The sequence below is a fragment of the Actinoplanes sp. SE50/110 genome (assembly GCF_900119315.1).
Taxonomy (GTDB): Bacteria; Actinomycetota; Actinomycetes; order Mycobacteriales; family Micromonosporaceae; genus Actinoplanes.
Window position 1 is genome coordinate 2,115,497 of the sequence record NZ_LT827010.1, and the last position, 23,226, is coordinate 2,138,722.

22 protein-coding genes are annotated in these 23,226 nt (G+C 73.2%); 9 read left to right on the forward strand and 13 right to left on the reverse strand.

What is annotated here, in order from left to right; translation table 11 throughout:
• Nucleotides 1-2: 2 nt before the first annotated feature.
• The 3 genes from ACSP50_RS09515 to ACSP50_RS09525 are packed head-to-tail and all read right to left on the reverse strand — an operon-like array spanning nucleotide 3 to nucleotide 3,007.
• Nucleotides 3-740, reverse strand: a complete 738-nt coding sequence (locus ACSP50_RS09515; protein ID WP_014688955.1) for a glycosyltransferase — start codon at nucleotides 738-740, stop codon at nucleotides 3-5.
• Entirely contained in the window at nucleotides 737-1,732 is a 996-nt protein-coding gene (locus ACSP50_RS09520; protein WP_014688956.1) for a 3-oxoacyl-ACP synthase III family protein, read from the reverse strand. The genes ACSP50_RS09515 and ACSP50_RS09520 overlap by 4 nt, the downstream gene beginning before the upstream one ends.
• 15 nt (nucleotides 1,733-1,747) lie before the next feature.
• Nucleotides 1,748-3,007 carry a serine/threonine-protein kinase gene (locus tag ACSP50_RS09525; protein ID WP_155123460.1) on the reverse strand — a complete coding sequence of 420 codons (1,260 nt, stop codon included), beginning with the start codon at nucleotides 3,005-3,007 and terminating at the stop codon, nucleotides 1,748-1,750.
• Between the two features lie 494 nt (nucleotides 3,008-3,501).
• Here ACSP50_RS09525 and ACSP50_RS09530 point away from each other — a divergent pair, with 494 nt between their 5' ends.
• On the forward strand, nucleotides 3,502-4,071 hold the full coding sequence (locus ACSP50_RS09530; RefSeq protein WP_369793905.1) for a TetR/AcrR family transcriptional regulator: 570 nt from the start codon (nucleotides 3,502-3,504) through the stop codon (nucleotides 4,069-4,071).
• On the opposite strand, the gene ACSP50_RS09535 is transcribed toward ACSP50_RS09530, so the two are convergent.
• Nucleotides 4,068-5,060 carry a DUF2278 family protein gene (locus ACSP50_RS09535; protein ID WP_014688959.1) on the reverse strand — a complete coding sequence of 331 codons (993 nt, stop codon included), beginning with the start codon at nucleotides 5,058-5,060 and terminating at the stop codon, nucleotides 4,068-4,070. The two genes, ACSP50_RS09530 and ACSP50_RS09535, sit on opposite strands and share 4 nt — an antisense overlap.
• A 208-nt stretch (nucleotides 5,061-5,268) precedes the next feature.
• Here ACSP50_RS09535 and ACSP50_RS09540 point away from each other — a divergent pair, with 208 nt between their 5' ends.
• Nucleotides 5,269-5,904 (forward strand): hypothetical protein, encoded by a 636-nt coding sequence (locus ACSP50_RS09540; RefSeq protein ID WP_014688960.1) that lies wholly within the window; start codon nucleotides 5,269-5,271, stop codon nucleotides 5,902-5,904.
• A 21-nt stretch (nucleotides 5,905-5,925) separates the two neighbouring features.
• On the opposite strand, the gene ACSP50_RS09545 is transcribed toward ACSP50_RS09540, so the two are convergent.
• The gene (locus tag ACSP50_RS09545) at nucleotides 5,926-6,819 is read right to left on the reverse strand and encodes an SDR family oxidoreductase (protein ID WP_014688961.1); all 894 of its coding nucleotides are present in this window, start codon (nucleotides 6,817-6,819) and stop codon (nucleotides 5,926-5,928) included.
• Between the two features lie 86 nt (nucleotides 6,820-6,905).
• Here ACSP50_RS09545 and ACSP50_RS09550 point away from each other — a divergent pair, with 86 nt between their 5' ends.
• Nucleotides 6,906-7,469 carry a TetR/AcrR family transcriptional regulator gene (locus tag ACSP50_RS09550; protein ID WP_043511093.1) on the forward strand — a complete coding sequence of 188 codons (564 nt, stop codon included), beginning with the start codon at nucleotides 6,906-6,908 and terminating at the stop codon, nucleotides 7,467-7,469.
• On the opposite strand, the gene ACSP50_RS09555 is transcribed toward ACSP50_RS09550, so the two are convergent.
• Both ACSP50_RS09555 and ACSP50_RS09560 read right to left on the reverse strand, forming a co-directional pair.
• Nucleotides 7,456-8,691, reverse strand: coding sequence for an SLC13 family permease (locus ACSP50_RS09555; protein ID WP_043511096.1), 1,236 nt, complete (start codon nucleotides 8,689-8,691; stop codon nucleotides 7,456-7,458). The genes ACSP50_RS09550 and ACSP50_RS09555 overlap by 14 nt on opposite strands.
• A gap of 44 nt (nucleotides 8,692-8,735) precedes the next feature.
• Nucleotides 8,736-10,028, reverse strand: coding sequence for a hemolysin family protein (locus tag ACSP50_RS09560; protein WP_014688964.1), 1,293 nt, complete (start codon nucleotides 10,026-10,028; stop codon nucleotides 8,736-8,738).
• 450 nt (nucleotides 10,029-10,478) lie between these two features.
• On the opposite strand from ACSP50_RS09560, the gene ACSP50_RS09565 reads away from it, so the two are divergent.
• Genes ACSP50_RS09565 through ACSP50_RS09575 form a run of 3 tightly spaced genes read left to right on the forward strand, consistent with a single transcriptional unit; the run spans nucleotide 10,479 to nucleotide 13,468 of the window.
• The gene (locus tag ACSP50_RS09565) at nucleotides 10,479-12,050 is read left to right on the forward strand and encodes a GAF domain-containing protein (protein WP_014688965.1); all 1,572 of its coding nucleotides are present in this window, start codon (nucleotides 10,479-10,481) and stop codon (nucleotides 12,048-12,050) included.
• 9 nt (nucleotides 12,051-12,059) lie between these two features.
• Nucleotides 12,060-13,175: a hypothetical protein gene (locus ACSP50_RS09570; protein WP_014688966.1), complete on the forward strand. Its 1,116-nt coding sequence runs from the start codon at nucleotides 12,060-12,062 to the stop codon at nucleotides 13,173-13,175.
• Nucleotides 13,172-13,468 carry a MoaD/ThiS family protein gene (locus tag ACSP50_RS09575; protein WP_014688967.1) on the forward strand — a complete coding sequence of 99 codons (297 nt, stop codon included), beginning with the start codon at nucleotides 13,172-13,174 and terminating at the stop codon, nucleotides 13,466-13,468. The genes ACSP50_RS09570 and ACSP50_RS09575 overlap by 4 nt, the downstream gene beginning before the upstream one ends.
• A 47-nt stretch (nucleotides 13,469-13,515) precedes the next feature.
• On the opposite strand, the gene ACSP50_RS09580 is transcribed toward ACSP50_RS09575, so the two are convergent.
• Nucleotides 13,516-13,875 (reverse strand): hypothetical protein, encoded by a 360-nt coding sequence (locus ACSP50_RS09580; protein ID WP_014688968.1) that lies wholly within the window; start codon nucleotides 13,873-13,875, stop codon nucleotides 13,516-13,518.
• A gap of 121 nt (nucleotides 13,876-13,996) precedes the next feature.
• The gene (locus ACSP50_RS09585; protein WP_014688969.1) at nucleotides 13,997-15,049 is read right to left on the reverse strand and encodes a Triple functional domain protein; all 1,053 of its coding nucleotides are present in this window, start codon (nucleotides 15,047-15,049) and stop codon (nucleotides 13,997-13,999) included.
• Nucleotides 15,050-15,180: 131 nt separating this feature from the next.
• Between ACSP50_RS09585 and ACSP50_RS41680 the strand changes: the two genes are divergently transcribed.
• Together ACSP50_RS41680 and ACSP50_RS09590 are read left to right on the forward strand one after the other, a co-directional pair.
• Entirely contained in the window at nucleotides 15,181-15,327 is a 147-nt protein-coding gene (locus tag ACSP50_RS41680) for a hypothetical protein (RefSeq protein ID WP_155123461.1), read from the forward strand.
• Nucleotides 15,328-15,448: 121 nt separating this feature from the next.
• Nucleotides 15,449-17,125 carry a diguanylate cyclase gene (locus ACSP50_RS09590; RefSeq protein ID WP_155123462.1) on the forward strand — a complete coding sequence of 559 codons (1,677 nt, stop codon included), beginning with the start codon at nucleotides 15,449-15,451 and terminating at the stop codon, nucleotides 17,123-17,125.
• A gap of 104 nt (nucleotides 17,126-17,229) precedes the next feature.
• On the opposite strand, the gene ACSP50_RS09595 is transcribed toward ACSP50_RS09590, so the two are convergent.
• Entirely contained in the window at nucleotides 17,230-18,033 is an 804-nt protein-coding gene (locus tag ACSP50_RS09595; protein WP_014688971.1) for an intradiol ring-cleavage dioxygenase, read from the reverse strand.
• 105 nt (nucleotides 18,034-18,138) lie between these two features.
• On the opposite strand from ACSP50_RS09595, the gene ACSP50_RS09600 reads away from it, so the two are divergent.
• The gene (locus ACSP50_RS09600; protein ID WP_014688972.1) at nucleotides 18,139-19,497 is read left to right on the forward strand and encodes a hypothetical protein; all 1,359 of its coding nucleotides are present in this window, start codon (nucleotides 18,139-18,141) and stop codon (nucleotides 19,495-19,497) included.
• Here ACSP50_RS09600 and ACSP50_RS09605 read toward each other — a convergent pair.
• Genes ACSP50_RS09605 through ACSP50_RS09615 form a run of 3 tightly spaced genes read right to left on the reverse strand, consistent with a single transcriptional unit; the run spans nucleotide 19,460 to nucleotide 23,105 of the window.
• Nucleotides 19,460-20,290 carry an SDR family oxidoreductase gene (locus ACSP50_RS09605; protein WP_014688973.1) on the reverse strand — a complete coding sequence of 277 codons (831 nt, stop codon included), beginning with the start codon at nucleotides 20,288-20,290 and terminating at the stop codon, nucleotides 19,460-19,462. The two genes, ACSP50_RS09600 and ACSP50_RS09605, sit on opposite strands and share 38 nt — an antisense overlap.
• Before the next feature lie 8 nt (nucleotides 20,291-20,298).
• The gene (locus ACSP50_RS09610; RefSeq protein WP_014688974.1) at nucleotides 20,299-20,853 is read right to left on the reverse strand and encodes a dephospho-CoA kinase; all 555 of its coding nucleotides are present in this window, start codon (nucleotides 20,851-20,853) and stop codon (nucleotides 20,299-20,301) included.
• On the reverse strand, nucleotides 20,850-23,105 hold the full coding sequence (locus ACSP50_RS09615; RefSeq protein ID WP_014688975.1) for an FdhF/YdeP family oxidoreductase: 2,256 nt from the start codon (nucleotides 23,103-23,105) through the stop codon (nucleotides 20,850-20,852). Before ACSP50_RS09615 ends, ACSP50_RS09610 begins: the two co-directional genes overlap by 4 nt.
• Between the last annotated feature and the right edge of the window lie 121 nt (nucleotides 23,106-23,226).

The following is a 23,226-nucleotide window of genomic DNA, read 5'->3' on the forward strand; positions in this document are numbered from 1 at the left end:
GGTCACCGCGGGTCCGGGGTGAGCGGGCCGCTGCCGCGGTCGAGATACCAGCGGGCGGTGCGGATCACGCCGTAGGCGCGCAGCCGCCGGGTGGAGTTCTCCACCACCATGTCGCGGCTGTGCACGATGCGGTCGGTGGTGGCGCGGACCCGGTTGAGGAAGGTGCGGTCGGTCGGCGAGGGGCGGCGCGGCATCCCGCCGCACGCCTCGTACAGCCGGGCGGTGATCGCCATGTTGTTGCCGGCGTGCATCCGGTACGGCGCGAGGTAGGCGTCGCCGCGGTGCGCCGGGCGGATCCGGCCGAAGGCCGCGGCGAGGCCGACGAGCCCGGCGAAGGCGGCGCGTCCGAGCGGTCCGTGTTCGTCGTGCCGGGCGGTGATCCGGCCGCAGACCAGGACGTCGCCGGCGCTGAGTGCCCGGCGGGCGGCGGCGATCCAGCCGGGCCGGGGCAGGCAGTCGGCGTCGGTGCGGGCGAGCATCCGGGCGCCGGCCGCGATGGCGTGCCGGAAGCCGGTGTCGACCGCGCAGCCGACGCCCTTCTCCGGTTCGCTGAGCACGTGCACCGGGAAGGGGGCCCGGCGGGCGAAGTCGCGGGCGATGCCGGCGGTGGCGTCGGTCGAGGCGTTGTCGACGACCAGCAGGGTGAAGTCGCGGTCGGTCTGCGCGGCGAGGGCGTCCAGGGTGGCGCCGATCCGGGCGGCCTCGTCGAACGCCGGGACGATGACCCAGAGCGGGGTCACGACCGCTCCCACACCATGGTCATGATGCTGACCCCGCCGCCGAGGCCCATGAGCAGCACCCGCTCCCCGGGGGCGAGATCATCGAAGACCAGATCGAGTTGTACGCCGAGGGTCGCGCTCGCCACGTTGCCCACCCCGTCCACGGTGATCTCCAGGCGGTCCCGGGGCACCCCGGTGACCTCGACGAACCGGTCCAGGTAGGGCAGCGTCACCTGGTGCACCAGCACCTTGGCGTAATCGGTGAGCTCCAGCCCGGTCCGTGCCCGCACCCGGTCCAGGATGCTCGCCCCGACCTTCTCGAACACGCCGCGCAGCCGGTGCCCGTCCCCGGCGAAGTAGGTGTGCTCGTCGCCGCGCGGATGCCGGGACCCGCCGCCGGGGATGCCGCCGACCGCCCAGTGCTGCGACTGTGTCTCGGTGTCGACGTCCAGGATCCCGCCGCGCGCCACCGGCTCCACCACCACGGCCGCGCCGGCGTCGCCGAAGGTGAACCCGGCGAACGAGCGGCGCGCCTGGTCGATGCTGTCCACCCGGCCGCGCATCACCCGGCTCGGGGTCTCCCCGGTCACCACCAGGACCCGCCGGGCCCGCCCGGCCAGGATCATCGCCCGGGCCATGTCGATCCCGTTGACGAAGCTGTTGCAGGCGTTGGTGACGTCCAGCGCGTGGGCGCGACTGCCGAGCTCGGTCTGCACGATGTGCGCGGTGGCCGGCTCGACCATGTCCCGCGACGCCGAGGCGAACAGCAGCAGGTCGATGTCGAGCGGGTCCAGCTCGGCCCGGTGCAGCGCGGCCCGGGCGGCGTGCACGCCCAGCGTCGACGCGTACTCGTCGGGCCCGGCGATCCGGCGCCGCTGGATGCCGGTGAGCCGGCGGAACAGGCCACCGGGCAGACGGATGCCGCCGGAGCGGGCCACGCCGTCCTGCAGCTCGTCCGTGGTGACCTCGCGCTCCGGAAGGTACGCGCCCACCCCGGTGATCCCGACATACATGGACGCACATTCTGCCTAGTCGAGCGTCTCCAGGACAATCGCGAGTTTGGGCAGGTCAGCTGCCCATTGGTTGCGTGGGGTGCGCCATTCGACGACGTAGGTGCCGGTGGTCGTGGGCACCGCCCGGCGCACGCCGCGCATCGGGCCGGCGGCCGGGTCGGTCCAGGTGTACTCCCAGACGGTGTCGTCGATCCGGGTGCGGTGGTAACCGGGCAGCCGGATCGAGCGTTCCTCGGCGGTCAGGGCGGCGGCCACGTCGGCGGGCGGGTGCGGCCAGCGGCTCACCCGCAGGGTGCCCGGGCCGTGCGGGTCGGTGAAGGTGACCGTGCCGAGCATCCGGGCCGGCTTCCAGCCGGCGGGGACGGCGAGCTGGAAGCCGGTCGGATCGGGCCACCAGGTGTAACCGGCCGGGGCGGCCGGCGGGGCCACGCCGCCCTGCGCGCTGCCGCCGACGATCAGGGTGCCGACCAGCGCGCAGGCGGCGGCCAGGGCCGGCACCCGGCGGCGGATCCGGGAGCGGGGCGGGTGGGCGGCCCGGTGCAGCAGGTCGGCGGTCTCGGCCGGGGTGAGCCGGTCGGCCGGGTCGTGGCGCAGCAGGCCGGCCAGCACCGGGGTGAGCGGCCCGGCCCGGCGCGGGGCGTCCGGCGGGCCGGCCGCCAGTGAACGCAGGGTCGCGGCGATACTGCTGCGGGCGTACGGCGGATGTCCCTCGACCGCGTGATAGAGGGTGGCGCCGAGCGACCACAGGTCGGAGCGGGCCGTCGAGGCGCGGTCGAACAGGCGTTCCGGGGCGATGTATTTCGGCGAGCCGAGGATCACCCGGGCCTCGGTGAGGGCGGCAACCCCGGGCACGGTGACCGCTGGGCCAAAATCGATCAGCACGATCCGGCCGTCGTCGCCGATCAGCACGTTGCCCGGCTTGACGTCGAGGTGCAGCAGCCCGGCCCGGCCGGCGGCGGCCAGGCCGTCCAGGATGGCGAGGCCGATCTCGGCGACCCGGGCCGGGGGCAGCGGGCCGTCGTCCTGGATGACCTGCTGCAGCGAACGGCCCGCGACGTATTCCATGATCAGCCAGGGGCCGCCCGGGGCGGGCAGCACGTCCAGGGTGCGGATCACGTGCGGGTGCCGGACCCGGGCCGCGGCCTGCGCCTCGCCGACCGCCCAGGTGCGCGCCACCTCCTGCTGGTCGGGGTGCAGGCCGCCGGGCACGGTGCACTGTTTGATCGCGACGTCGACGTGCCGGACGGCGTCGTGGGCGAGCCACACGTGGCTCATCCCGCCGGATCCGAGCGGACGGATGATTCGATAGCGTCCGGCGATGATGGTCGGGGTCGTGACCGTTTCCACCGTGACCAATGCCGCACCCCCCGATGTGGGCCAACAGTAATCATGACGCTACCTTGCGTAGGCATACCGGGCCTGTCGGGTTTCCGGCCGTATCACGAACGCACCGCGGCGTACCGACGTGCCCGGGGTCCGTCTCCTGTGGCCCGACCGGCCCGGCGGCACGTCCATTTCGGCCCGTCGGCCCGTCGGCCCGTCGGCCCGTCGGCCCGTCGGCCCGTCGGCCCGTCGGCCCGTCGGCCCGCCGGCCCGCCGGCCCGCCGGCCCATCCGCTCGTCCGCCGAGGAGCCGCCGGCTCGTCCGCCGAGCAGCCGCCGGCGATGGTGACCGGTCCGCCCACCGAGAAGCGCGCGGCACCCGTACCGAGAAAGTGAAGGTGATGACATTCTCGTTACCGACCGGTAACGTGACTGGTCGGTAAGGGGGTGGGACGCTTGCTCTACGGAACCCCGACTACGCGCCGCCGGGACGCCCAGCGCAACCGCGCGGCCATCGTCCTGGCGGCCAGCGAGGTGCTCACCGAGGGCGACCCGGTGTCACTGATGCCGGAGATCGCCCGGCGGGCCGGCGTCGGACAGGCCACGCTCTACCGGCATTTCCCGGACCGCCCGACGCTCATCGCCGCGGTCATCGAGTATCAGCTGGAGCGCCTGGAAGAGGCCGCCTCGGTGCTGCTCGCCCACCCGGAGCACTTCCGGAACCTGCTGCGCTCGGTGCTGCACGCCCAGATCGCCATGCGCGGCCTGGTCGTGCTGATCCGGCGGCTGTCGGTCGCCGCCCAGAACCGGTACCGGCAGCGGGCCCTCGCCGCCCTCGGCGGGCCGCTGCGGCGCGCGCAGGAGCACGGCTACGTCCGCGCCGATCTCGTCCCCGCCGACCTGACCCTGCTGTTCACCATGGTGCAGGGCGTCGCCGAGGCGGCGGCGGACGCGGCGGCCGCGCGCGCGGCCGCCGATCGCTCGGTCGATCTGATGCTGGACGGCGTCTTCATCTAGAAGACGATCGTCCAGCCCTCCCGGCCGGCCTGGTCGGCCGTGTAGGCGACCCCGTCGACCTTGAGGCCGGCCGCGTCGAGCAGGGTGATCGTGCCGCCGCGGTTGCCCAGCGCCACCGGGGCGGTGAGCGTCACCTGCAAGGCGCCGCCGGCCGGGAACGCGCCCCGCAGTGCCTGCCGGTTGCCGGCGCGGTCGAGCAGCGCCCAGCCGGACAGGTCCTGATCGGACGGCCCGGCGTTGACCAGGGTGACCGTCTCCCGCTCCGGGGCCGGGCCGGCCGGATCGGCCAGCGCCGCGACGATGCGCACCCGGCGGTCGGTGGACGCCGGCCCGGGGCCGGGCACGTCCGGGAGCTTGTGGCCGGTGATGTCGTCGGTGTGCCAGGCCTGCGACTGGAAGGCCAGGAAGATCGCCACCCACGCGTCACCGAACTGCAGCAGCAGCGCGCCGTCCTGATAGACACCGTCGTCACCGGCGAACCGGCCCTCGTTGCCCTGGTTCATGTGCACATCGTGCACACCGTTGCCGGGGGAGAAGTGGAAGATCTTGTCCTCGATCGCCTCCGGCCCCCAGGCCTGACCGAAAACGTAGGCCCGGGCGTCGGCATCCCCCAGTGCCCGCCGCACATGGTGGTCGAGGAAATCGCCGAGATCATTCTCCGGGCCCGGCTCGGCGGTCGGCACCGGGCGCATGTCCGGCCGCTGGAACAGATTGCTCCGGATGTAGTCCAGGGCCGGCCCACCCGACCGGCTCTCCAGCTCGGTGAAACCGTCCGGAAGCCGGCGCAGCTGGTCGAGAACCGGGTGCGCGAACGCGTCGACCGCCAGGTAGAGCAGTTCCGGCGGCGACTGCTGGGAGCGCACATTCACCGCGGCCCGATAATCGATACCGCCGGCGCGCAACTGAATCTGATAATGCGGAGTGTCAGAGGTCTCGATCCTTCGATCGATCACGGCGGCCCGCAGAACGCCGTACCGTTTGATCGGCATGCCGAAAATCCAACACCGCGGCCGGAGACGGTGTCAATCGCCCGATCTTCCTATCCATCAGGTCGCCTACCGGACATGTCCCATTCATTGACACGTATACCGGTCACGCCTAATCTCGCTTCGTTTTCCTGATCTTCATCGGGTATCACCGCCCGCCGATCCCGCTCCGATCTGTGCTGCTGACCGTTACCGTGCGAAGGATGCCGGCATGAGCCTGTCATCGATGGCCGAGGACAGCGCCCTGCGCCTGCAGGGCACCCCGGGCGTCTCCCCGAAGGCGGCCGCCGCCACCGCGGCCGCCGTCACCGCCGAGGAAATGGTCAAGGGTGCCCCGCCCGACGACGCCAAGACCGCCGGTGAGAACGCCGCCCGCCTCTCCGCCGGCACCAGCGTCACCGGCTCGGTCCTCACCCAACTCGTCAAGTACGTCCCCACCGAGACCATCTCGGTCTACCTGGCCGTCCAGGCGGCCCTCGGCACCGTGGCCGCCCCGCCCGGGCACCCGGAGTGCGAGGCCGACTTCACCTCCCGCTGGGTGTGGCTGCTGCTGCTCGCCGTCGCCACCGTCCTGCTGACCATCGGCCTGGCCTACCGCAGCCAGAAACAGGTCGCCCCCACCGCCCGCTTCAAGGTCCCGCTCGTCGAACCCGCCGCGGCCACCGCCGCCTATCTGGTCTGGGCGCTGTCGCTGCCGACGACACCGCTCAAGGACGTCTGCTCCTACAACGCCACGGCGTGGGGCCCGGTCCTGCTGCTGGCCGGCACCACCATCATCGCCACCACCGCCTACATCTTCGGCAAGACCATCACCTGGCAGAAGGTCCTGCAGGACGCCGACCGCTGAGGCCCGGGCGGTGCGGGCCGGTCAGGCGAAGTAGTGGCCGGCGCTGAGGTCCTCCAGCAGGGTGGGGCCGGTGGGTTTCCAGCCCAGCAGCTGCTGGGTGGCCTCGCTGGAGGTCGGAGCGTCCATCGTGAAGAAGCGGGCCATCCAGCCGAAGTGCTCGTCGGCCCGGTCCGCCGGAATCGAGGCGACCGGGAGACCGAGGCCCGCGCCGATGGCGGTGGCGATGTCGCGGGTGGGGACGCCCTGCTCGGCGGTGGCGTGCAGGACGGTGCCGGCCGGGGCGGCCTCGAGGGCGAGACGGACCAGGGCGGCGGCGTCCTCGACGTGCACGGCGGGCCAGCGGTTGGCGCCGCTCTCGACGTACGCCGCGACCTGCCTGGTTGTGGCGATGGTGACCAGGGTGGCGAGGAAGCCGTGGTCGCCGGCGCCGTGCACGGTCGGCGCGAAGCGCACGACCAGCGGGCGGACGCCGCGCCCGGTCAGCGACAGCGCGAGGGCGGCGCCGGCGATCCGCGGGTGGGCGGCGGTGGCCGGGACGGCGGACTCGGTGACCGGGGTGCCGCTGCCGTCGCCGAGGCCGGCGACGCCGGAGGCGATCAGCAGCGGGTGGCCGGTGCCGGCCAGGCCGTCGCCGAGCGCGGCGATCGCCGCGCGGTCGGTGGCGGCGGCCGCGGCCATCTGCGAGAAGTCGTGGTTGTAGCCGAGGTGGACGACACCCTCCGCGGCGGCGGCCGCGGCGCGCAGGCCGGCGAGGTCCTCGATGTCGCCGCGCAGCGGGGTGGCGCCGAGCGCGGCGATCCGGGCGGCGGCCGCGTCGGAGCGGGCCAGGCCGGTGACCCGGTGGCCGGCCCGCAGGAGGTCGGTGACGGTGGCGGAGCCGATCCAGCCGCTGGCGCCGGTGACGAAGACGTGCATGACTGCCTCCACGAAACGTGATGTCACTTGGTGACATGACCATAGCGCACGTGATGTCAGCCTGTGACATGACTACGATCACGGGCATGGTGCGATGGGAGCCGGGAGCCGGCGGGCGGCTGCGGGAGGCGGCGCTGGAGCTGTATGTCGAGCGCGGCTACGAGCAGACGACGGTGGCCGAGATCGCCCAGCGGGCCGGGGTGACCGCGCGGACCTTCTTCCGGCACTTCGCCGACAAGCGGGAGGTGCTGTTCGCCGGGTCGCAGGAGTTGCAGGACGGGCTGGCCCAGGCGGTGCGGGCCGCGCCGCCGGCGACCGGCGCGCTGGGCGCCGTGGAGGCGGCGCTGGAGGTGGCGGCCGAGTGGCTCGGGCGCGACCACCCGCACTCGCGGCAGCGGCAGTCGGTCGTCGAGGCGAACCCCGAGCTGCGCGAACGCGAGCTGATCAAGATGGCCCGGATCGGCGCCGCACTCGCCGAGGGGCTGCGCCGGCGCGGCGTGCCCGACCCGGAGGCGACCCTGGCCGCCGAGGTCGGCATCGTGACGCTGCGGGTCGCCTTCGGACAGTGGGTGTCCCGGCCCGAGCCCAGCGACCTGGGCGCGCTGATGCGCGAGACGCTGAGCGCCCTGCGCGCCGTCACAGCGCGCTGACCCGCAACCCCACCCACAGCGCCAGGACCGCGGCGAGCATGCACAACGGCACGGTGGCCAGACCCAGCAACAGGAACTGCCGGGTACGCGGCGCCGCGTCCCGCACGTGCAGGATCCGTCGCCAGAGCAGGGTGGCCAGCGACCCGGTGTAGGTCAGGTTCGGCCCCACGTTCACCCCGATCAGGACCGCCAGCAGCAGGCCGGGCGAGTGCGCGGCGGCCGGCAGCAGCACCAGGGTGGCCGGCAGATTGTTCAGCACGTTCGCCAGCACCGCGGCCAGCCCGGCGACCGCCAGCAGGGCGGACAGGCCGGCGTCGTGCGGCACCAGCGCGTCGATCCGGTCGCCGAGCCCGTGTGAGCGGACCGCCAGCACCACGACGCCCAGCGCCAGGACGAACGCGCAGAACGCCGGGTTGGTCTCGGCGACCAGGGCCGGCACACCGATCATGCGGCGGCGCAACAGCGGCACGGCCAGGGCTGCCGCGCCGGCCGCGGCGACCCAGGCGGGCTGCACGCCGAGCGGCTGCAGGGCGGCGAACCCGGCCAGGGTCACGGCCAGCACGATCAGGGCGTATCGCGGGGCCGGGCCGGGGTCGCCGGGGGTCTGCGCGGTGCCGGCCAGGTCCCGGGCGAAGAACCACCGGAAGATCAGGTATTCGACGGCGATCACCGCCAGCCACGGGGCCGCCATCAGCGCCGCGAACCCGGCGAAGCTCAGCCCGCTGGCCGCGAACGCCAGCAGATTCGTCAGGTTCGACACCGGCAGCAGCAGCGACGCCGAGTTCGCCAGGTGCGCGCAGGCATAGACGTGCGGGCGGGGCCGCACCCCGGCCCGCGCGGCGACGGTCAGCACCACCGGGGTGAGCAGCACCACGGTGGCGTCCAGGCTGAGCACCGCGGTGGTCACCGCGGCCACCGCGAAGACCGCGGTCAGCAGGCGGCCCGGCCGGCCCCGGCCGATCCGGGCGACCACGGCACCCGCGTACCCGAAGACGTTGTGCTCCTCGGCGAGGAACGCCAGGACCAGTACGGCGGCCAGGAACAGCACGGTCGGCAGCAGCTCGCGGGCCTCGGCGACGGCGGCACCGGCCGGGACCAGCCCTAGCGCGACACAGAGCAGGGCGGCCGGGACCGCGGCGACCGCCTCCGGCAGGCCGCGCGGGCGCAGTACGGCGAAACCGAGCACCACGCCCAGCAGCGCGAGCGCGATGATCGTGAGCACCGCGGCATTCTGCCCCGTGCGGCCGCCCGGCAAACCGGCCGGGCTCAGGCGTCGACCGTCTCCTGGTCCAGCGGGCGCAGCCGCAGCCGGGTGATCGCCCGGCCGGTGATCTCCACGACCTCGGCGGTGTGCCCGTCGATCGCCACCAGTTCGCCCGGCACCGTCGGGATGTGCCCCAGCCGGGCCAGTACCAGCCCGGCCACCGTGGTGTAGTCGCCCTCGTCCGCCTCGTCGATCTCCACGCCGATGTCCGGCAGGTCGTGGATCGGGAAGGTGCCGGGCAGCAGCATCGCGCCGTCCTCCTCGCGCACCACCGACTGCACGTCCCGGTCGGTCTCGTCGTAGATCTCGCCGACCACCTCCTCGACCAGATCCTCCATGGTGACGATCCCGTCGATCGACCCGCGCTCGTCGACGACCAGCGCGAACTGCTGCCGCTGGGTGCGCAGCTGGCGCAGCGCGTCGGCGATCTTCAGTGTCTCGGGCAGGAACAGCGGGGTGAACATGTGCTCGCGCACCGGCCCGTCCGACCCGATCAGGTCGCGCAGGTGCACCACCCCGAGCACGTCGTCGAGGCCGAGCGGCCCGGTCACCGGCGCCCGTGAATGCCCGCCCTCGACCAGCCGCCGCAGGCTCTCCGGGGCCGGCTGGTCGGCCGGCAGGATCAGCACGTCGCGGCGTGGCACCAGGATCTCCCGCAGGGTCCGGTCGGCGATCTCGAACGCCCCGCTGATGATGGTCCGCTGCTCCGGGGTGAACTCCTGCTGCTGGGCCACCATGTCGCGGATCTCCTCGGCGGAGACCTCCTCACGGCCGGCGTCCGGATCCCCGCCGGCCCCGCGGACCGCCAGGTCGGTCGCCTTGCCGAGCAGCCAGACCACCGGTCGCGACAGCGAGGCCAGCACGTCCAGCGGCCGGGCCACCAGCAGCGCCCACCCCTCGGCCCGCTGCATCGCGATCCGTTTCGGCGCGAGCTCCCCGATGACCAGGGTGAAGAACGTCAGCACGATGGTGACCACCACGATCGCGGCCGGCTTTGCCGCGTCCCCCAGGAACCCGAGCGGCTTGATCAACGGCTGTGCCAGGGAGACCGCCGCGGCCGCCGAGGCCAGGAACCCGGCCAGGGTGATCCCGATCTGGATGGTCGCGAGGAACCGGTTCGGATCCCGGGCCAGCCGGGCCAGGGTCGCCCCGGAACGGCTCTGCTTCTCCAGACGCTGCAGCTGACTCTCGCGCAGTGAGATCAGCGCCATCTCGCTGCCCGAGAAAGCCGCGTTGAGCAGCACGAGCACCACGACGAGGACGACTTGCCACCCATATCCGCCCACGGCGGACATCAACTCCTTCGCTGGGTCCTGACCCCGGACGCCGGAGTTCCGGGCCCGAGTCAGTCAACCTACCCAGCGAACCTGAACGGCACTCCCAGGAATCGTGGATCCGGGCCCCAGCGTGAACAGCGCGTCAAAAACGACGGGCCGGGCGTCTGCGCGGTGTCGGCAGGTCTCCCCGCGCGCACCCTCGAGACGGATTATGAGGACTCTCCTCATGGGCCGCGGCGAGCTGAGAATCTACCTGGGCGCGGCGCCCGGCGTCGGCGGGCCAGGACGGCGTCGTGGTCGAGCTCGGCGAGCCGGCCGTCGTCGACGAGCCGGCAGAGGGCGGCTGCCCCGCGAACCGGGGGACGACCCGGCCCGGCCGCGGCACCTGCTGACCGAGCCGGGGACGGGATACCGCTTCCAGCCCGGAGGTTTCCACTACATCTCCCGGCCGATGCGCCGATGGGGAGGATGTCGGCGCTAATCGGCGAGAGGTGGAACACCGTGCGGTTGTTCGGATCCCGGCAGACGGCCCCGGAAGTCTCCCGGCCCACCCCGCGCGACGTCGAAGCCCTCGAAGAGCTGATCCTGGCTCTCGACGCGGCGATCGACGACGTCACCGCCTGGCGGATCACGGTGGCCAGCACGGTCGAGTCGTACGACTTCGGCTACGGCGCCGTCTGGCTGGCCGACGGCGGCCAGCTGCGCCTGCTGCACGAGGTGGGCCGGATCAGCGGGCAGGTGCAGGCGGCCGGCGCCGGCACGGTGACACGTGGCGACACCGGCCTGATCGGGCAGGCGTTCCGCACCCGCCAGGCGGCGGTCGCCGAGAACCCCGCCGACTGCCGCGACTGCCGACGCTGCGAGGCGGCGATGCGCGCCGGGATGGTGGCCGGGGTGGCACTGCCGGTCACCAGGGGCAGCGAGGTGCTTGCCGTGCTGGAGTACTACTCGGCCAGCCCGCTGCACCTGGACGCGGCCCGCCGGGAGAAGTTCGGCGCCATCACCCGGATCGCCGAACGCGCCCGGACCAGCGCGGTCGCCGCGGCCGAGCTGCGCCAGGCGGCCGACGACCGGAACGCGATCACCACCGTGGTCAACCGGCTCGGCGCGGCCCAGGACAGCGCGACCGCCCTGCGCGCCGCCCTGGACGCGGTCCGGTCGGCGTTCGGCTGGGCCTACGGGTCGTACTGGGAGGTCGACCCGGACGAGAACGTGCTCAAGTTCCAGGTCGAGTCCGGCTCGGCCGGCGACGAGTTCCGCCGGGTCACGCTGGCCGCCACCTTCGCCGAGGGGGTCGGGCTCTCCGGCCGCGCCTGGCGCTCCCGCGACCTGGTCTTCGTCCGCGACCTGCAGGAGCTCACCGACTGCGTGCGGGCTCCCGCGGCCGGGCGCGCCGGGGTCCGCTCCGGCGTCTGCTTTCCGATCATGAGCGGTGACCGGGTGGTCGGCACCATGGACTTCTTCACCAGCGACTACATCGAGCTGTCCGAATCCCGGGCGGCCGCCCTGCGCAACGTGCAGCAGCTGGTCAACCAGCGTCTCGCGGTGCTGCGGGCCGGCGAGAGCTCGGCCGCCAACGCGCGCGCCCTGCTGGACAGCGTCGACCGGCTCCGCAACGCCAGCGGCGACGCCACCGCGGTCGCCGAACAGGCGGTCAGCCGGGCCTCCGCGATGACCACCGAGGTGGCCGCGCTCGGCCAGGCGTCCGCCGCGATCGGCGACGTCATCAAGATCATCGAGTCGATCGCCGAGCAGACCAACCTGCTGGCCCTCAACGCCACCATCGAGGCGGCCCGCGCCGGCGAGTCCGGCAAGGGCTTCGCGGTCGTCGCCGGGGAGGTCAAGGAACTCGCCCGGGAGACCGCCGAGGCGACCCAGAAGGTGGCCGAACAGATCGCCGGCATCCAGGCCAGCGCGGAGACGGTGGCCACCGGCATCCACACCACCAGCGAGACGATCGGCAAGATGGACGCCGTGCAGATCCGGATGAACGAGGTACTCGCCGAGCAGGCGGAGATGGCCCGGGCCCTGCAGGGCTAGCTTGGACGAATGACCCATATTCGGCTGCTGGTTGGCACACGCAAAGGCGCGTTCATCCTGACCTCGGACGGGACGCGCAAGGACTGGCGGGTCGACGGCCCGCACTTCGCGGGCTGGGAGATCTACCACCTCAACGGCTCGCCGGTCGCCCCCGACCGCCTGTACGCGTCCCAGTCGTCCGGCTGGTTCGGCCAGGTGATCCAGCGCTCCGACGACGGCGGCCGCACCTGGGAGCCGGCCGGCAACGACTTCACCTACACCCCGCCGGTCGGCGACCACCTCTGGTATGACGGCACCCCCCGACCGTGGGAATTCAAACGGATCTGGCATCTCGAACCGTCCCGCACCGAAGCGGACACCGTCTACGCCGGAGCCGAGGACGCCGCGCTCTACCGGTCCACCGACGGCGGCCGGAACTGGGCGGAGCTGACCGCGCTGCGCCAGCACTCCACCGGTCCCACCTGGCAGCCCGGCGCCGGCGGCATGTGCCTGCACACCATCCTGCTGCACCCCACCGACCCGCAGCGGATGTACGTCGCGATCTCCGCCGCCGGCGCCTTCCGCACCGACGACGGCGGCACCACCTGGCAGCCGATCAACGCCGGGCTCCGCTCCGACGGCCTGCCCGACGAGGACGCCGAGGTCGGCCACTGCGTCCACCGGCTCGCCCTGCACCCGTCCCGGCCCGACACCCTGTACATGCAGAAGCACTGGGACGTGATGCGCACCGACGACGCCGGCGGCCGCTGGCGCGAGATCAGCGGAAACCTGCCCACCGACTTCGGCTTCCCGATCGCGGTACACGCCCACGAACCGGAGACGATCTACGTCGTCCCGATCACCAGCGACTCGCTGCACTACGTGATGGACGGCCGGCTGCGTGTCTACCGCAGCCGGACCGGGGGAGAGCGGTGGGAGCCGCTGACCGCGGGACTGCCCCAGGAACACTGCTACGTCAACGTGCTGCGGGACGCCATGGCGGTCGACACGCTCGACGACTGCGGCGTCTACTTCGGGACGAGCGGCGGCCAGGTGTACGCGTCGGCCGACAGCGGCGACACCTGGGCCGCGATCGTGCGCGACCTGCCGCCGGTGCTCTCCGTCGAAGTCCAGGTGCTGCCGTGATCCGGGTGATCCTGCCGGTGCACCTGCGGACCCTCGCCGGAGTCGGGAAAGAGGTCACGGTGAGCGTCAGCGGGACGGTCACCCAGCGGGCGGTGCTGGACGCGGTGGAACGCGACTACCCGATGCTGACCGGGACCATCCGGGACCGGGTGAGCGGCAGACGGCGGCCGCTGGTCCGCTTCTTCGCCTGCGAGGAGGACCTGTCGAACGAGCCGCCGGACGCGCCCCTGCCGGAGCGCGTCGCCGCCGGACAGGAACCCTTCATGGTGGTGGGCGCCATGGCCGGCGGCTGAGGGCCCGGGTGGCGGCGGCCGGGGAGCACGCCCCGGCCGCCCCCGGCCTACCGGGGTGGCCGTACCGGAATGGTGTAGGCGCCCGACGGCCCGTTGATGTTGATCACCTGGGGCAGGTCGCCCGCCCGCGGCAGATCCCGGCCGATGTCGATGACCGGCCAGCGGTCGTCGACCCGGACCGTGGCCGCACCGTGGTGTCGCACGATCAGCACCCGGTCGCTGTGGTCGACCCGCCAGTCCGCGCAGTCGTAACGGCCCCACAGGCCGGTCTCGGCCCCGATCCGGTTGAAGTCGGCACAGGCCGACCCGGTGTCCGGCTTTCCGCCGGCCTGGGCCGGCAGTGCCGTCATCGCGAGCGCGGTGAGCGCCCCGCCGCCGATCACGGCCAGTTTCGTCGCCGTTCTCATGTCATCCCCTCCTCGGCTGCTGCGCCTGGAAAATTCCAGCTGACCACGGCGGTCGGGGGTGGTTCCGGGCTTTCGCGGAAAGCGGCCGTCCGGGAACCGCGGGCGGCCGCCTTCCCGAAGGTCAGAGCGCGCGGCGGGCGATCGGCCCGGTGCCGATCGTCGCCGTGCCGGTCGCCGTGCCGCTCAGCGTGGTGCCGGTCGTGGTGCCGGTCGCCGAACCATTGGCCGCGGACTGCACGCCGATGCTCACCGACGAGGCCGGCGCGGTTCCCGGCTGCCCGGCGCCCGGCGCGGTTCCCGGCTCACCGGCCGTGCCCGGTTCGCTGGCGGACGGGGTGGGCTGGGCGGCTGTGCCCGGTTCGCTGGCGGACGGGGTGGGCTGGGCGGCTGTGCCCGGTTCGCTGGCGGACGGGGTGGGCTGGGCGGCTGTGCCCGGTTCGCTGGCGGACGGGGTGGGCTGGGCGGCTGTGCCCGGTTCGCTGGCGGACGGGGTGGGCTCGGCGGCCGTGCCCGGTTCGCTCGCGGAAGGACCGGGCTGCTCACTCGCGGCCGGCGTCGGCTCGGTCGCCGCCGACGGGGTCGGTTCCACGCTGGCGGACGGGGTCGGCTCGACGCTGGCGGACGGCGTCGGCTCGGCGGCGGCCGGCGGGGTGGACCCGCTCGCGGTGGGCTCCGGAGTGGCCGAGCCGCCACCCGCCGGTCCCTGCGACCCGCCGGGTCCGGCCGCGGGCCCCTGTTGGCCGCCGCCGGGTCCGGCCGCGGGTCCTTGCTGGCCGCCGCCGGGCCCCGCACCGGGTCCTTGCTGGCCGCCGCCGGGCCCCGCACCCGGCCCTTGCTGCCCCCCGCCCGGGAAGCCGGTCCCCGGCCCGCCGGCCGGGACCGGCTGCCCATCATCGTTGAAGTCCACGATCAGGACGAATATTCGCCGTACGCCGTGGAATGCCGTCCTGCAGTCGGGGGCATCCCACGCCCCGATCGCGGACCCGATCCGGCTGATCTCCTCGCAGGCGGCCCGGGTGTTGTAGAAGCCGGCCACGTCGTCGGAGCGCTGGGCCTGCCCCGATGCGCCGCCGGCGTCCGGCACGTTCACCGGCGACGCCTGGGCGGGTGAGGCCAGTGCGGCGGCCAGGATTCCCGCTCCGGCGAGGGTCAGGCTCCGTGTCGTTTTACGCATTGTGTCCCTTCCTAAGGTTGCTGCCATGTCCGGGACAGCTGACCACGGAAACCACGATCACTTCCCCCGATCGGGGGAAAAAACTGGATTTTCCCGGTTGGGGAGCCGCGATGGGGTAGGGCGATACGATCGTGCCCGTCGTCAGGCGTACGGGCGCGGAAACCGCGAGCGGATTCGCGTGGCAGCCACCGGGCGGGGCCGGCGCCGAGGCCGTGCTCGCCACCGGTCCGGGCGACCCGGTCGTCCGTTACGGCGCGCTGCTCCAGCAGCCGATCTGACGACACCGTCATCCGCCGTGCCCGGGTCTGCCGACGGAAGCACCCGGGCGCCGGCGGTCCGGAACCGCCACCGTCTTCCGGAGGGCTCACCTGAGCCGCGGGACTGCCGATGAATGCGGACGTGAAGACTCCCCTCACCGCCGCCGGTGAGCTGGCGATGCTCGTCGACAGGGCCGCTCGCCTGGTGCGGGATCCGCAGCGTCGGGTGGCGCTCGCCCGTGACGGGATCGAGCGGGCCACCGCGCTGGGTGACGAGGTCGCCCGCGTGCGCTGCACCGCGATGGTCACGGAGTTCACCGCCCGCCACGGCCAACCGGTGGACGCCCTGTCCACGGCGCTGAGCCTGATCGGCGAGGCCGTTGTTCTCGGCGACCCGCTGGCGACCGCGCAGGCGCATCACACGGCGGCGATGTGTCTGCACCTTCTCGATTGCGTCCCGGAGTCGATGGAGCACGGGTACGAGGCGCTGGACGCGTACCGGAAGTCCGGCGATGCCTACGGTGAGGGCCGGGTGCTCAGCCTGGTCGCGACGCTCCTGGCGGAGATGGGCGACCGGCGACAGGCGCTCGAGCTGTTGGAACAGGCACACGGTCTGTTCCTGGCCTGTGCCGACGCGAGCGGCGCCGCGACGATGCTCGCCATGATGGCGGATGGTCAGCGTGAGATCGGTGATCCGGTCACCGCCGCCGAGACCGGCGAGCGCGCCCTGCGGCTCTTCGGCGACGCGGGGATGCCGGTGGACGCACAACGGGCGATGACGGCGTACGCGCACGTCCTGGCGGACCTGAACCGCCTGGACGACGCCGAGCGGTGGCTCGGCCGGGCGGGGGCGCACAACAGGCTGCCCGACGGCGCCATCGCCAACCAGGGGTATGAGATGCATCGGCTCCTGGTCCTGGTGCGCTCGGTGCTGAACCCCTCGATGCGCTGGGATGCGGCTCGCGAAACGCTGGAGCGCGTCATCGCCCTGGCCGGCGGGCTGCGTTCGCAGCGCTCCGAGGCGCTGGCCGAGTCACTGCTCGCCGAGGTGCTGCACGCGACCGGTGACGACGCCGGGGCCTACGACCACCTCCTTCGCTGCCGGGAGCTCGCCGACGCCGCCACGCGCGGTGCGCAGGAACGCCGCACCCAGGCTCTTCGGGTGCGGTTCGAGGTCGCGCAGGCGCAGCGGGAGGCGGAACGCTACCGCCGGCAGGCCGAGGCGCAGGCCGCGATCATCGCCGAACTGGAGCAGGCCCGGGCGACGCTCGCCGGCCAGATGGCCGATCTCCAGCGGCTCAACGAAGAGGTGCTGCACCTGAGCCGGACCGACCCGCTGACCGGCATCGCGAACCGCCGGCGGGTGACCGAGCACCTCACCGCGCTGGCCGAACGCAACCACCGGTACGACGCACCGCCGGTCGCCATCGCCGTCTTCGACGTGGATAGATTCAAGAGCGTCAATGACGGGTACGGGCACGAGGTGGGTGACCGTGTCCTGGTCGCGTTGAGCCGGCTGATGGCGGATCACCTGCGGGTCATCGACCTGCCGGCCCGGCTCGGCGGTGACGAGTTCGTGATCATCATGCCCGGCCTCACCGTGGAGGGCGCCCTCCGGGCCTGCCACCGCCTGCTCGAGGCGGTACGCCGCCATCCGTGGCAGCAGCTCACCCCCGGGCTCGCGGTGCGCATCTCGATCGGGGTCGCCGACGGCACCGGAGTGACCGATCCGGACGAGATGTTGCGCCACGCCGATGCGGCGCTCTATCGCGCCAAGGAGGCCGGCCGGGACGCGGTGGTGACCGCCTCGCGGCCCTGATCCGGCGGTAGCGGCCCGGGCATCCGACCCGGGCCGCTCCTCGTGTGCGCCTGTCCGCCCGGAGTTTCGCCCCGGCGGGAACCGGACGGACACCGCACCGCGGATCACACGGTGATCGTCAGGCTCGCGAGGTATCCGGACTGCGGGCTGCCCGAGATGGTGACCATCTGCTGGCTGTATCCGTCCCGGAAGACCCCGTCGGTGGACAGCGAGACCCGGGCGAGGTTGGGGATGCTGGCCTGATAGCCGGCGCTCTGGTAGACGGTGCGGCAGACGTCGGCCGGGAACGCCAGCTGCGAGGTCTTGAGTTTCCCGCTCGCCGAGGTGGCCCGGGCCAGGCTCGGGTAGACCTCGAAGTGCAGGTGCGGCCAGCGGCCCGGGTAGCAGCCGGGAAAGATCGTGGTGAACGTCAGCTGGCCGCTGGAGCCGGCCGCCTGTACACCCCGGCAGTAGTTCTCCTGGGTGACACCGGCGGAGTACATCGAGTACCGGCCCTCCCGGTCGCATCCCCAGAGGTAGACCGCGGCCGCGTCGTACGGGGCGCAGGTGGCGGCCGACAGCACCGTGAGGCGCAGGGTCAGGGTGACGCCGCCGGCGGTGGCGGACCCGGTGTCGAAACTGGTGCGCAGGTCACTGCGGACGATGCCGCTCCTGGTGAGGATGTTCGGACCGTTCGTGCCGTCGCCGGGGAACGGCCCGCCGGTCTCCGTGGGAATGGTCCGGCAGGCGGCGGCGTCCGCGGCGAGCGGGGAGTCGTCCGACGCCTTCGCGAACGCGGGAGTGGCGGCCGCCAGACCGGCGAGTCCGACGCCGGCGGCGAGGCCGAGCATCCGCCTGCGGCCCAGCAGCGTCTTCAGGTCGAACTGGAGGCCGCGGTCGAAGATGTCGTCGTGGTGGTCGTGATCCATCGGGTGCCCTTTCAGGTGGGGGTTCGTGCCTTCCCTCCCGGATTCAAGCCAAGCCCGTAATCCATAGCCATACGTCTATCCCGTCAAGGTTGTTAACCTTCGACGATGGTCAGGACACGACCGTCCAACGAGGTGCTCGCCCGGTGCCTCGCCGAGCTCCGCTGGAGTCCCCGGACCCTGGCCCGGCGGATCAACGCCGCCTACGGCCCCGGCACCATCTCCGAGTCGGCGCCGTACCACTGGCGCGACCGCGGGCGGGTGCCCTATCCGCCGGTGGCGGAATACGCGGCCCGGGTCATCGCCGAGGCGCTGGGCCGGCCGATCGCCACCGACGCGTTGTGGACGAGGGCATCGGACTCGCCGGAGGCGGCGAGCCGCGGACTCCTGGACATCCTCGACCGGGCGGCGTCAGACGGCGAGCGGCTTCCCGACGTCGCGCGAGAATACCTGTGCCGGGAACCGGGCCCGTTGTCCCGAGCCCGCGAGCACGGCTCCGGCGTCGAGCTGGTGCGGTCGGCCGAGCGGGGCGTCGACGCGCTGCGCGAGGCTGCCGCGGGGGCCGAGGGCCTGGACGCGCTCGGCTACGTGGCGGCGCAGTTCCAGGCGACGCGGCTGCTCCTCGGGCAAGGGGGCCGCAGCGACGGGCTGAACCGGCGGCTGCTGCTCGTCCTGGCGGAGTTGGCGCAGCTCGCCGCGTGGCTGGCCGTTGACGCCGACCGGCACCGGGAATCCCGGCGCTACCTGGTCACCGGCCTGCGCGCCGCCCACGAGGGCGGCAGCCGCCGGCTCCTGGCGCACCTCCTGCGAGACCTCTCGGCCAACATGGCCCTGCAGGGGCGTCACGCCGATGCGGTGGCCATCGGGGAGGCGGCCCTCGCCGCAGCCGCCGGTACCAGGGCCACCGGGGCGTTCGCCGCGGGACAGCTCGCGTACGCGCAGGCCCTCGCCGGCGACACCCGCTCGGCGTGCCGGACGGCGGACCAGGCTGCCGGATGGATCGCCGCGACCCCCGGCGGGGACGAGCCGGAATGGGTGCGACGGGTGGCCGCCGACACGGCCGGGCCGATGGCTGCCCGGACTCTGCTGCAGCTGGCCCGGGACGAACGCGCCCGGGGCCGCCGGGCCAGCGCCCGGACGCTGGTCCGCCGGGGGATCTCGCTGCTGCGTCCACCGACCCTGCTCGAACCGGACCATCCGCACCCGCGGGCCGCCCTCTACGAGGGCATCTACCTCGCCGGTGGGCACGTGATCAGCGGTGAGCTGGAGCAGGCCTGCGTGGCCGGACGCACGGTGCTCGACCGGTGGGACCGGGTCCGGTCGCGTCGCGGCGCACACCTGCTCCGGGAGGTCTTGACCGACCTGCGCCGCAGCGGGCGCGACCGGGGCGTCCGGGAGTTCGTCGCGCACGCCGAGAGGCGGCTGCGCCTCATCGACGGGGCCGGGCCAGAAGTTCCGCCACCGTGATCGGCGCCCGCCCGATCAACTCCGCCACGTCGGTGGTGACCCCGGCGAGGTCGCCGGCCGCGATCGCGGTGTACGTCGACACCCACGCGTCGACCTGCCACTGCGGCGCCCCGTAGCCGGCCCGCGACGCGTACGCCTCGTCGATGGTCTCCGGGTGATAGCGGGCCCCGACGATCTCCGCGACCTCGGCGAGGCTCAACGCCTCCGGCCCGGTCAGCGAGTACACCCGTCCCGCGTGTCGTCCCGGGTCGCGCAGTACCGCCACCGCGGCGTCCGCGATGTCGTCCTGCGCGACGGCGGCGACCCGTCCGTCCCCGGCCGGCCCGCGGATCACGCGATCCTCGCCGGCCAGCATCGGCAGGAAGTCCGCGTACAGGTTGTCCCGCAGGAAGGTGGCCGCCATCCCGGACCCGAGAATGTGCCGCTCGGTCGCCCAGTGATCGCGCGCCAGCGTGAACGTCGCCTCCGGGGCCGCCCCGTAGAACGAGATGTACACCAGATGCTCCACTCCGGCCTCGGCCGCGGCGTCCACGAACGTCCGGTGCTGCACCACCCGGTCCGGCGTCTCGGACGCCGACACCATCAGCACGGTCCGCAGCCCGGCCATCGCCGCCCGGCACGCGTCCCGGTCGTGGAACGGCGCCGCGGCGGCCTCGGCGAGAGGCAGTCGTGGCGCGCGGGACACGTCCCGCACGAGCGACCGCTGCGGTACGCCGAGGTCGGCGAGCCGCCGAGCCACCCGCCCGCCGAGTTGCCCGGTCGCCCCGCTGACCCCGATCCGCTGCTCCGTCATGCCTCAGATCATGCCCCGTTCGCGATGATCAGGCCGGCTTGCCCGCGCACGTCGGGAAGCTTCTCCTCCTGCCGCGCCCAGCGTTCCCAGTGCGGCGCGTAAAGGTCCCCGTCACGGGCCAGCGCCCGCTCCCGGCGCAGGTCGTCCGGACTGTCCAGCCACACCGTCCCGGCGATCGGGCAGCCGGTCGCGCCGGCGCCGACCCCCTCGACGATCAGCCAGTCCCCGTCCGGCACCCGGTGTTCGGTGGTGTAGCGGCCGGCCGCCCAGTCCCACTGCCGCCACACCGCCGGCCGGCCCCGGGCGAGCGGCTCCAGCACCCGGTCACGCAGCGCCTCCACGCCGGCCGCCAGGCCGTCCCATCCCGCGTACAGCTGATCCATGTGGATGATCGGCGCCGGGAGCCGCGCCGCGACCGCGACCGCCAGCGTCGTCTTGCCGGACCCGGACCGGCCCTCGATCACCAGCACCCGCCGCCCCGCCGGCCCCGCCGGCAGGGTGCGCGCCCAGGCGACGACCCGGGCTGCCGCCGTCTCCGCCCAGCCGGCCGCGGCCGGGTTCACCGGCGTTCCAGGCGCACGATCACCCACTTCGAGGTGGGTGTGCCGCTCTCCTCGGCCTGTGAGTCGAGCGGGACCAGCGGATTCGTCTCCGGGTAGTAGGCGGCCACGCAGCCCTTCGGCGTGTCGTACTCGACGAGCCGGAACTGCTCGGCTCGCCGCTCGCCGTCGTCCCACTCGGAGACCAGGTCCACCCGGTCACCGTCGGCGAAGCCGAGTTCGGCCAGGTCGGCCGCGCTGATGAAGACGACGCGCCGCCCCGAACTGATGCCCCGGTACCGGTCGTCCAGCCCGTAGATCGTGGTGTTGAACTGGTCGTGGCTGCGCAGCGTCTGCAGCACCAGCCGCCCCGCGGGCACGCTCATCACCTGCAGCGGGCTGACCGTGAACACCGCCCGGCCCTCCGGGGTGGGGAAGCGGCGCTCGTCGCGCGGCGGGTGCGGCATCGTGAAGCCGCCGTTGTCGACCCGGTGCGCGTAGTCGTCGCAGCCCGGCACGACCCGCCCGATCCGTTCCCGGATCCGCCCGTAGTCCTCGGCGAACGACGCCCACGGGATGCCGTGCCGGTCGCCGAGCGTGGCCGCGGCGATCCCGCAGACGATGTCGACCTCGGAGCGCAGCAGCGGCCCGGCCGGCGCCGACCGGCCGCGGGAGGCGTGCACCGCGGACATCGAGTCCTCCACGGTGATCCGCTGCACCCGCCCGCCGGTGTGGTCCTGCTCGGTGCGGCCCAGCGTGGGCAGGATCAGCGCGGTCCGCCCGGCGTCCAGGTGGCTGCGGTTGAGCTTGGTGGAGATCTGCACGGTCAGCGCGGCGTTGCGCATCGCGGCCGCGGTCACCTCGGTGTCCGACATCGCGGCCACGAAGTTGCCGCCCAGCGCCAGGAAGATCTTCGCCCGCCCGTCCCGGAACACCCGCACCGCATCGGCCGCGTCCACCCCGTGCTCGCGGGGCGGCTCGAAGCCGAACTCGTCGCGCAGCCGGTCCAGGAACGCCGCCGGCGGCTTCTCCCAGATCCCCATGCTGCGGTCGCCCTGTACGTTGGAGTGCCCGCGCACCGGGCACAGTCCGGCGCCCGGCTTGCCGATCATGCCCTGCAGCAGGGCCACGTTGACGAACTCCTTGATCGTCGCCACCGCGTTGCGATGCTGCGTGATGCCCATCGCCCAGCAGTGCACGATCCGTGTCGCCGACGCCAGCATGTCCGCCGCGGCCTCGATCTCGGCCCAGGTCAACCCGGTCGCCGTCAGCACCGCGTCCCGGTCCACGGCGGCCACGTGCCGCGCCCACGCGTCGAACCCGACGGTCGACGACTCGATGAACTCCCGATCGGCCACCCCGCGCCGCAGCAGCAGGCTGCCGATCGCCTGCCAGAGTGCCAGATCGCCGTTGGACCGGATGCGCAGCAGCCGGTCCGCCAGCGCGGTCCCCGAACCGGCCAGCCCGCGCGCCTTCTGCGGATTGTCGAAGCGCAGCAGCCCCGCCTCCGGCAGCGGATTGATCGCCAGAATCCGGGCGCCGTCCCGTTTGGCGATCTCCAGGGCGGTCAGCATCCGCGGATGGTTGGTGCCCGGATTCTGCCCGGAGACCACGATCAGATCCGCCCGGTGCAGATCTTCGAGGGTGACCGACCCCTTGCCGATCCCGATGGTCCGCGACAGCGCCGTCCCGGTCGACTCGTGGCACATGTTCGAGCAGTCCGGCAGATTGTTGGTCCCCACCGCCCGCGCGAACAACTGGTAGACGAACGCCGCTTCGTTGCTGGCCCGCCCCGAGGTGTAGAAGACGGCCTCGTTCGGGTCGCTCAGCTTCCGGAATTCGGCGCCGATCAGCGCGAACGCATCGTCCCAGGAGATCGGCGCATAGTGCGTCGCACCCTCGCGTCGCACCATCGGATGCGTCAGCCGGCCCTGCTTCTCCAGCCAGTGATCGCTCCGCCCGCTCAGGTCGTCGATCGAGTGCGCCGCGAAGAACTCCGGCCCGACCGTCTCCCGCTGCCCCTCCCAGGAGACCGCCTTGGCCCCGTTCTCACAGAACTCCGCCGCATGCCGATGCCCCTGAGGATCCGGCCACGCACAACTCATACAGTCGAAACCGTCGACCTGATTGAGCGTACGAAGGTTGCGGACCGCCTTGCCCACACCCATCTTGCGCACCGCATCGGTCAGACTGAGCCGCACCGCCGCAAGCCCCGCCGCATGATCCGCCGGCGCCCCGACCCGTAGCCCGGCTTCTTCCTCATCAATCGGCGCCACTCGGCCTCCCCTCCGCTCGCCCGCCAGTCTGCCGAACCCCGGCCGCCCCCACCCCATCGGGCTCAGCACCGTCGACAAACCTGGTCGGGCCCGCGAGCACGCCGGGCGGGCGGGATGCGGG

Excerpts from the sequence above, each read along its gene's own strand:
- ACSP50_RS09520 (WP_014688956.1), bottom strand. The coding sequence starts at position 1,732 with ATGTATGTCGGGATCACCGGGGTGGGCGCGTACCTTCCGGAGCGCGAG.
- ACSP50_RS09525 (WP_155123460.1), bottom strand. The coding sequence starts at position 3,007 with ATGAGCCACGTGTGGCTCGCCCACGACGCCGTCCGGCACGTCGACGTC.
- ACSP50_RS09535 (WP_014688959.1), bottom strand. The coding sequence starts at position 5,060 with ATGCCGATCAAACGGTACGGCGTTCTGCGGGCCGCCGTGATCGATCGA.
- ACSP50_RS09540 (WP_014688960.1), top strand. The coding sequence starts at position 5,269 with ATGAGCCTGTCATCGATGGCCGAGGACAGCGCCCTGCGCCTGCAGGGC.
- ACSP50_RS09545 (WP_014688961.1), bottom strand. The coding sequence starts at position 6,819 with ATGCACGTCTTCGTCACCGGCGCCAGCGGCTGGATCGGCTCCGCCACC.
- ACSP50_RS09550 (WP_043511093.1), top strand. The coding sequence starts at position 6,906 with ATGGTGCGATGGGAGCCGGGAGCCGGCGGGCGGCTGCGGGAGGCGGCG.
- ACSP50_RS09560 (WP_014688964.1), bottom strand. The coding sequence starts at position 10,028 with ATGTCCGCCGTGGGCGGATATGGGTGGCAAGTCGTCCTCGTCGTGGTG.
- ACSP50_RS09565 (WP_014688965.1), top strand. The coding sequence starts at position 10,479 with ATGTCGGCGCTAATCGGCGAGAGGTGGAACACCGTGCGGTTGTTCGGA.
- ACSP50_RS09570 (WP_014688966.1), top strand. The coding sequence starts at position 12,060 with ATGACCCATATTCGGCTGCTGGTTGGCACACGCAAAGGCGCGTTCATC.
- ACSP50_RS09580 (WP_014688968.1), bottom strand. The coding sequence starts at position 13,875 with ATGAGAACGGCGACGAAACTGGCCGTGATCGGCGGCGGGGCGCTCACC.
- ACSP50_RS09585 (WP_014688969.1), bottom strand. The coding sequence starts at position 15,049 with ATGCGTAAAACGACACGGAGCCTGACCCTCGCCGGAGCGGGAATCCTG.
- ACSP50_RS09595 (WP_014688971.1), bottom strand. The coding sequence starts at position 18,033 with ATGGATCACGACCACCACGACGACATCTTCGACCGCGGCCTCCAGTTC.
- ACSP50_RS09600 (WP_014688972.1), top strand. The coding sequence starts at position 18,139 with ATGGTCAGGACACGACCGTCCAACGAGGTGCTCGCCCGGTGCCTCGCC.
- ACSP50_RS09605 (WP_014688973.1), bottom strand. The coding sequence starts at position 20,290 with ATGACGGAGCAGCGGATCGGGGTCAGCGGGGCGACCGGGCAACTCGGC.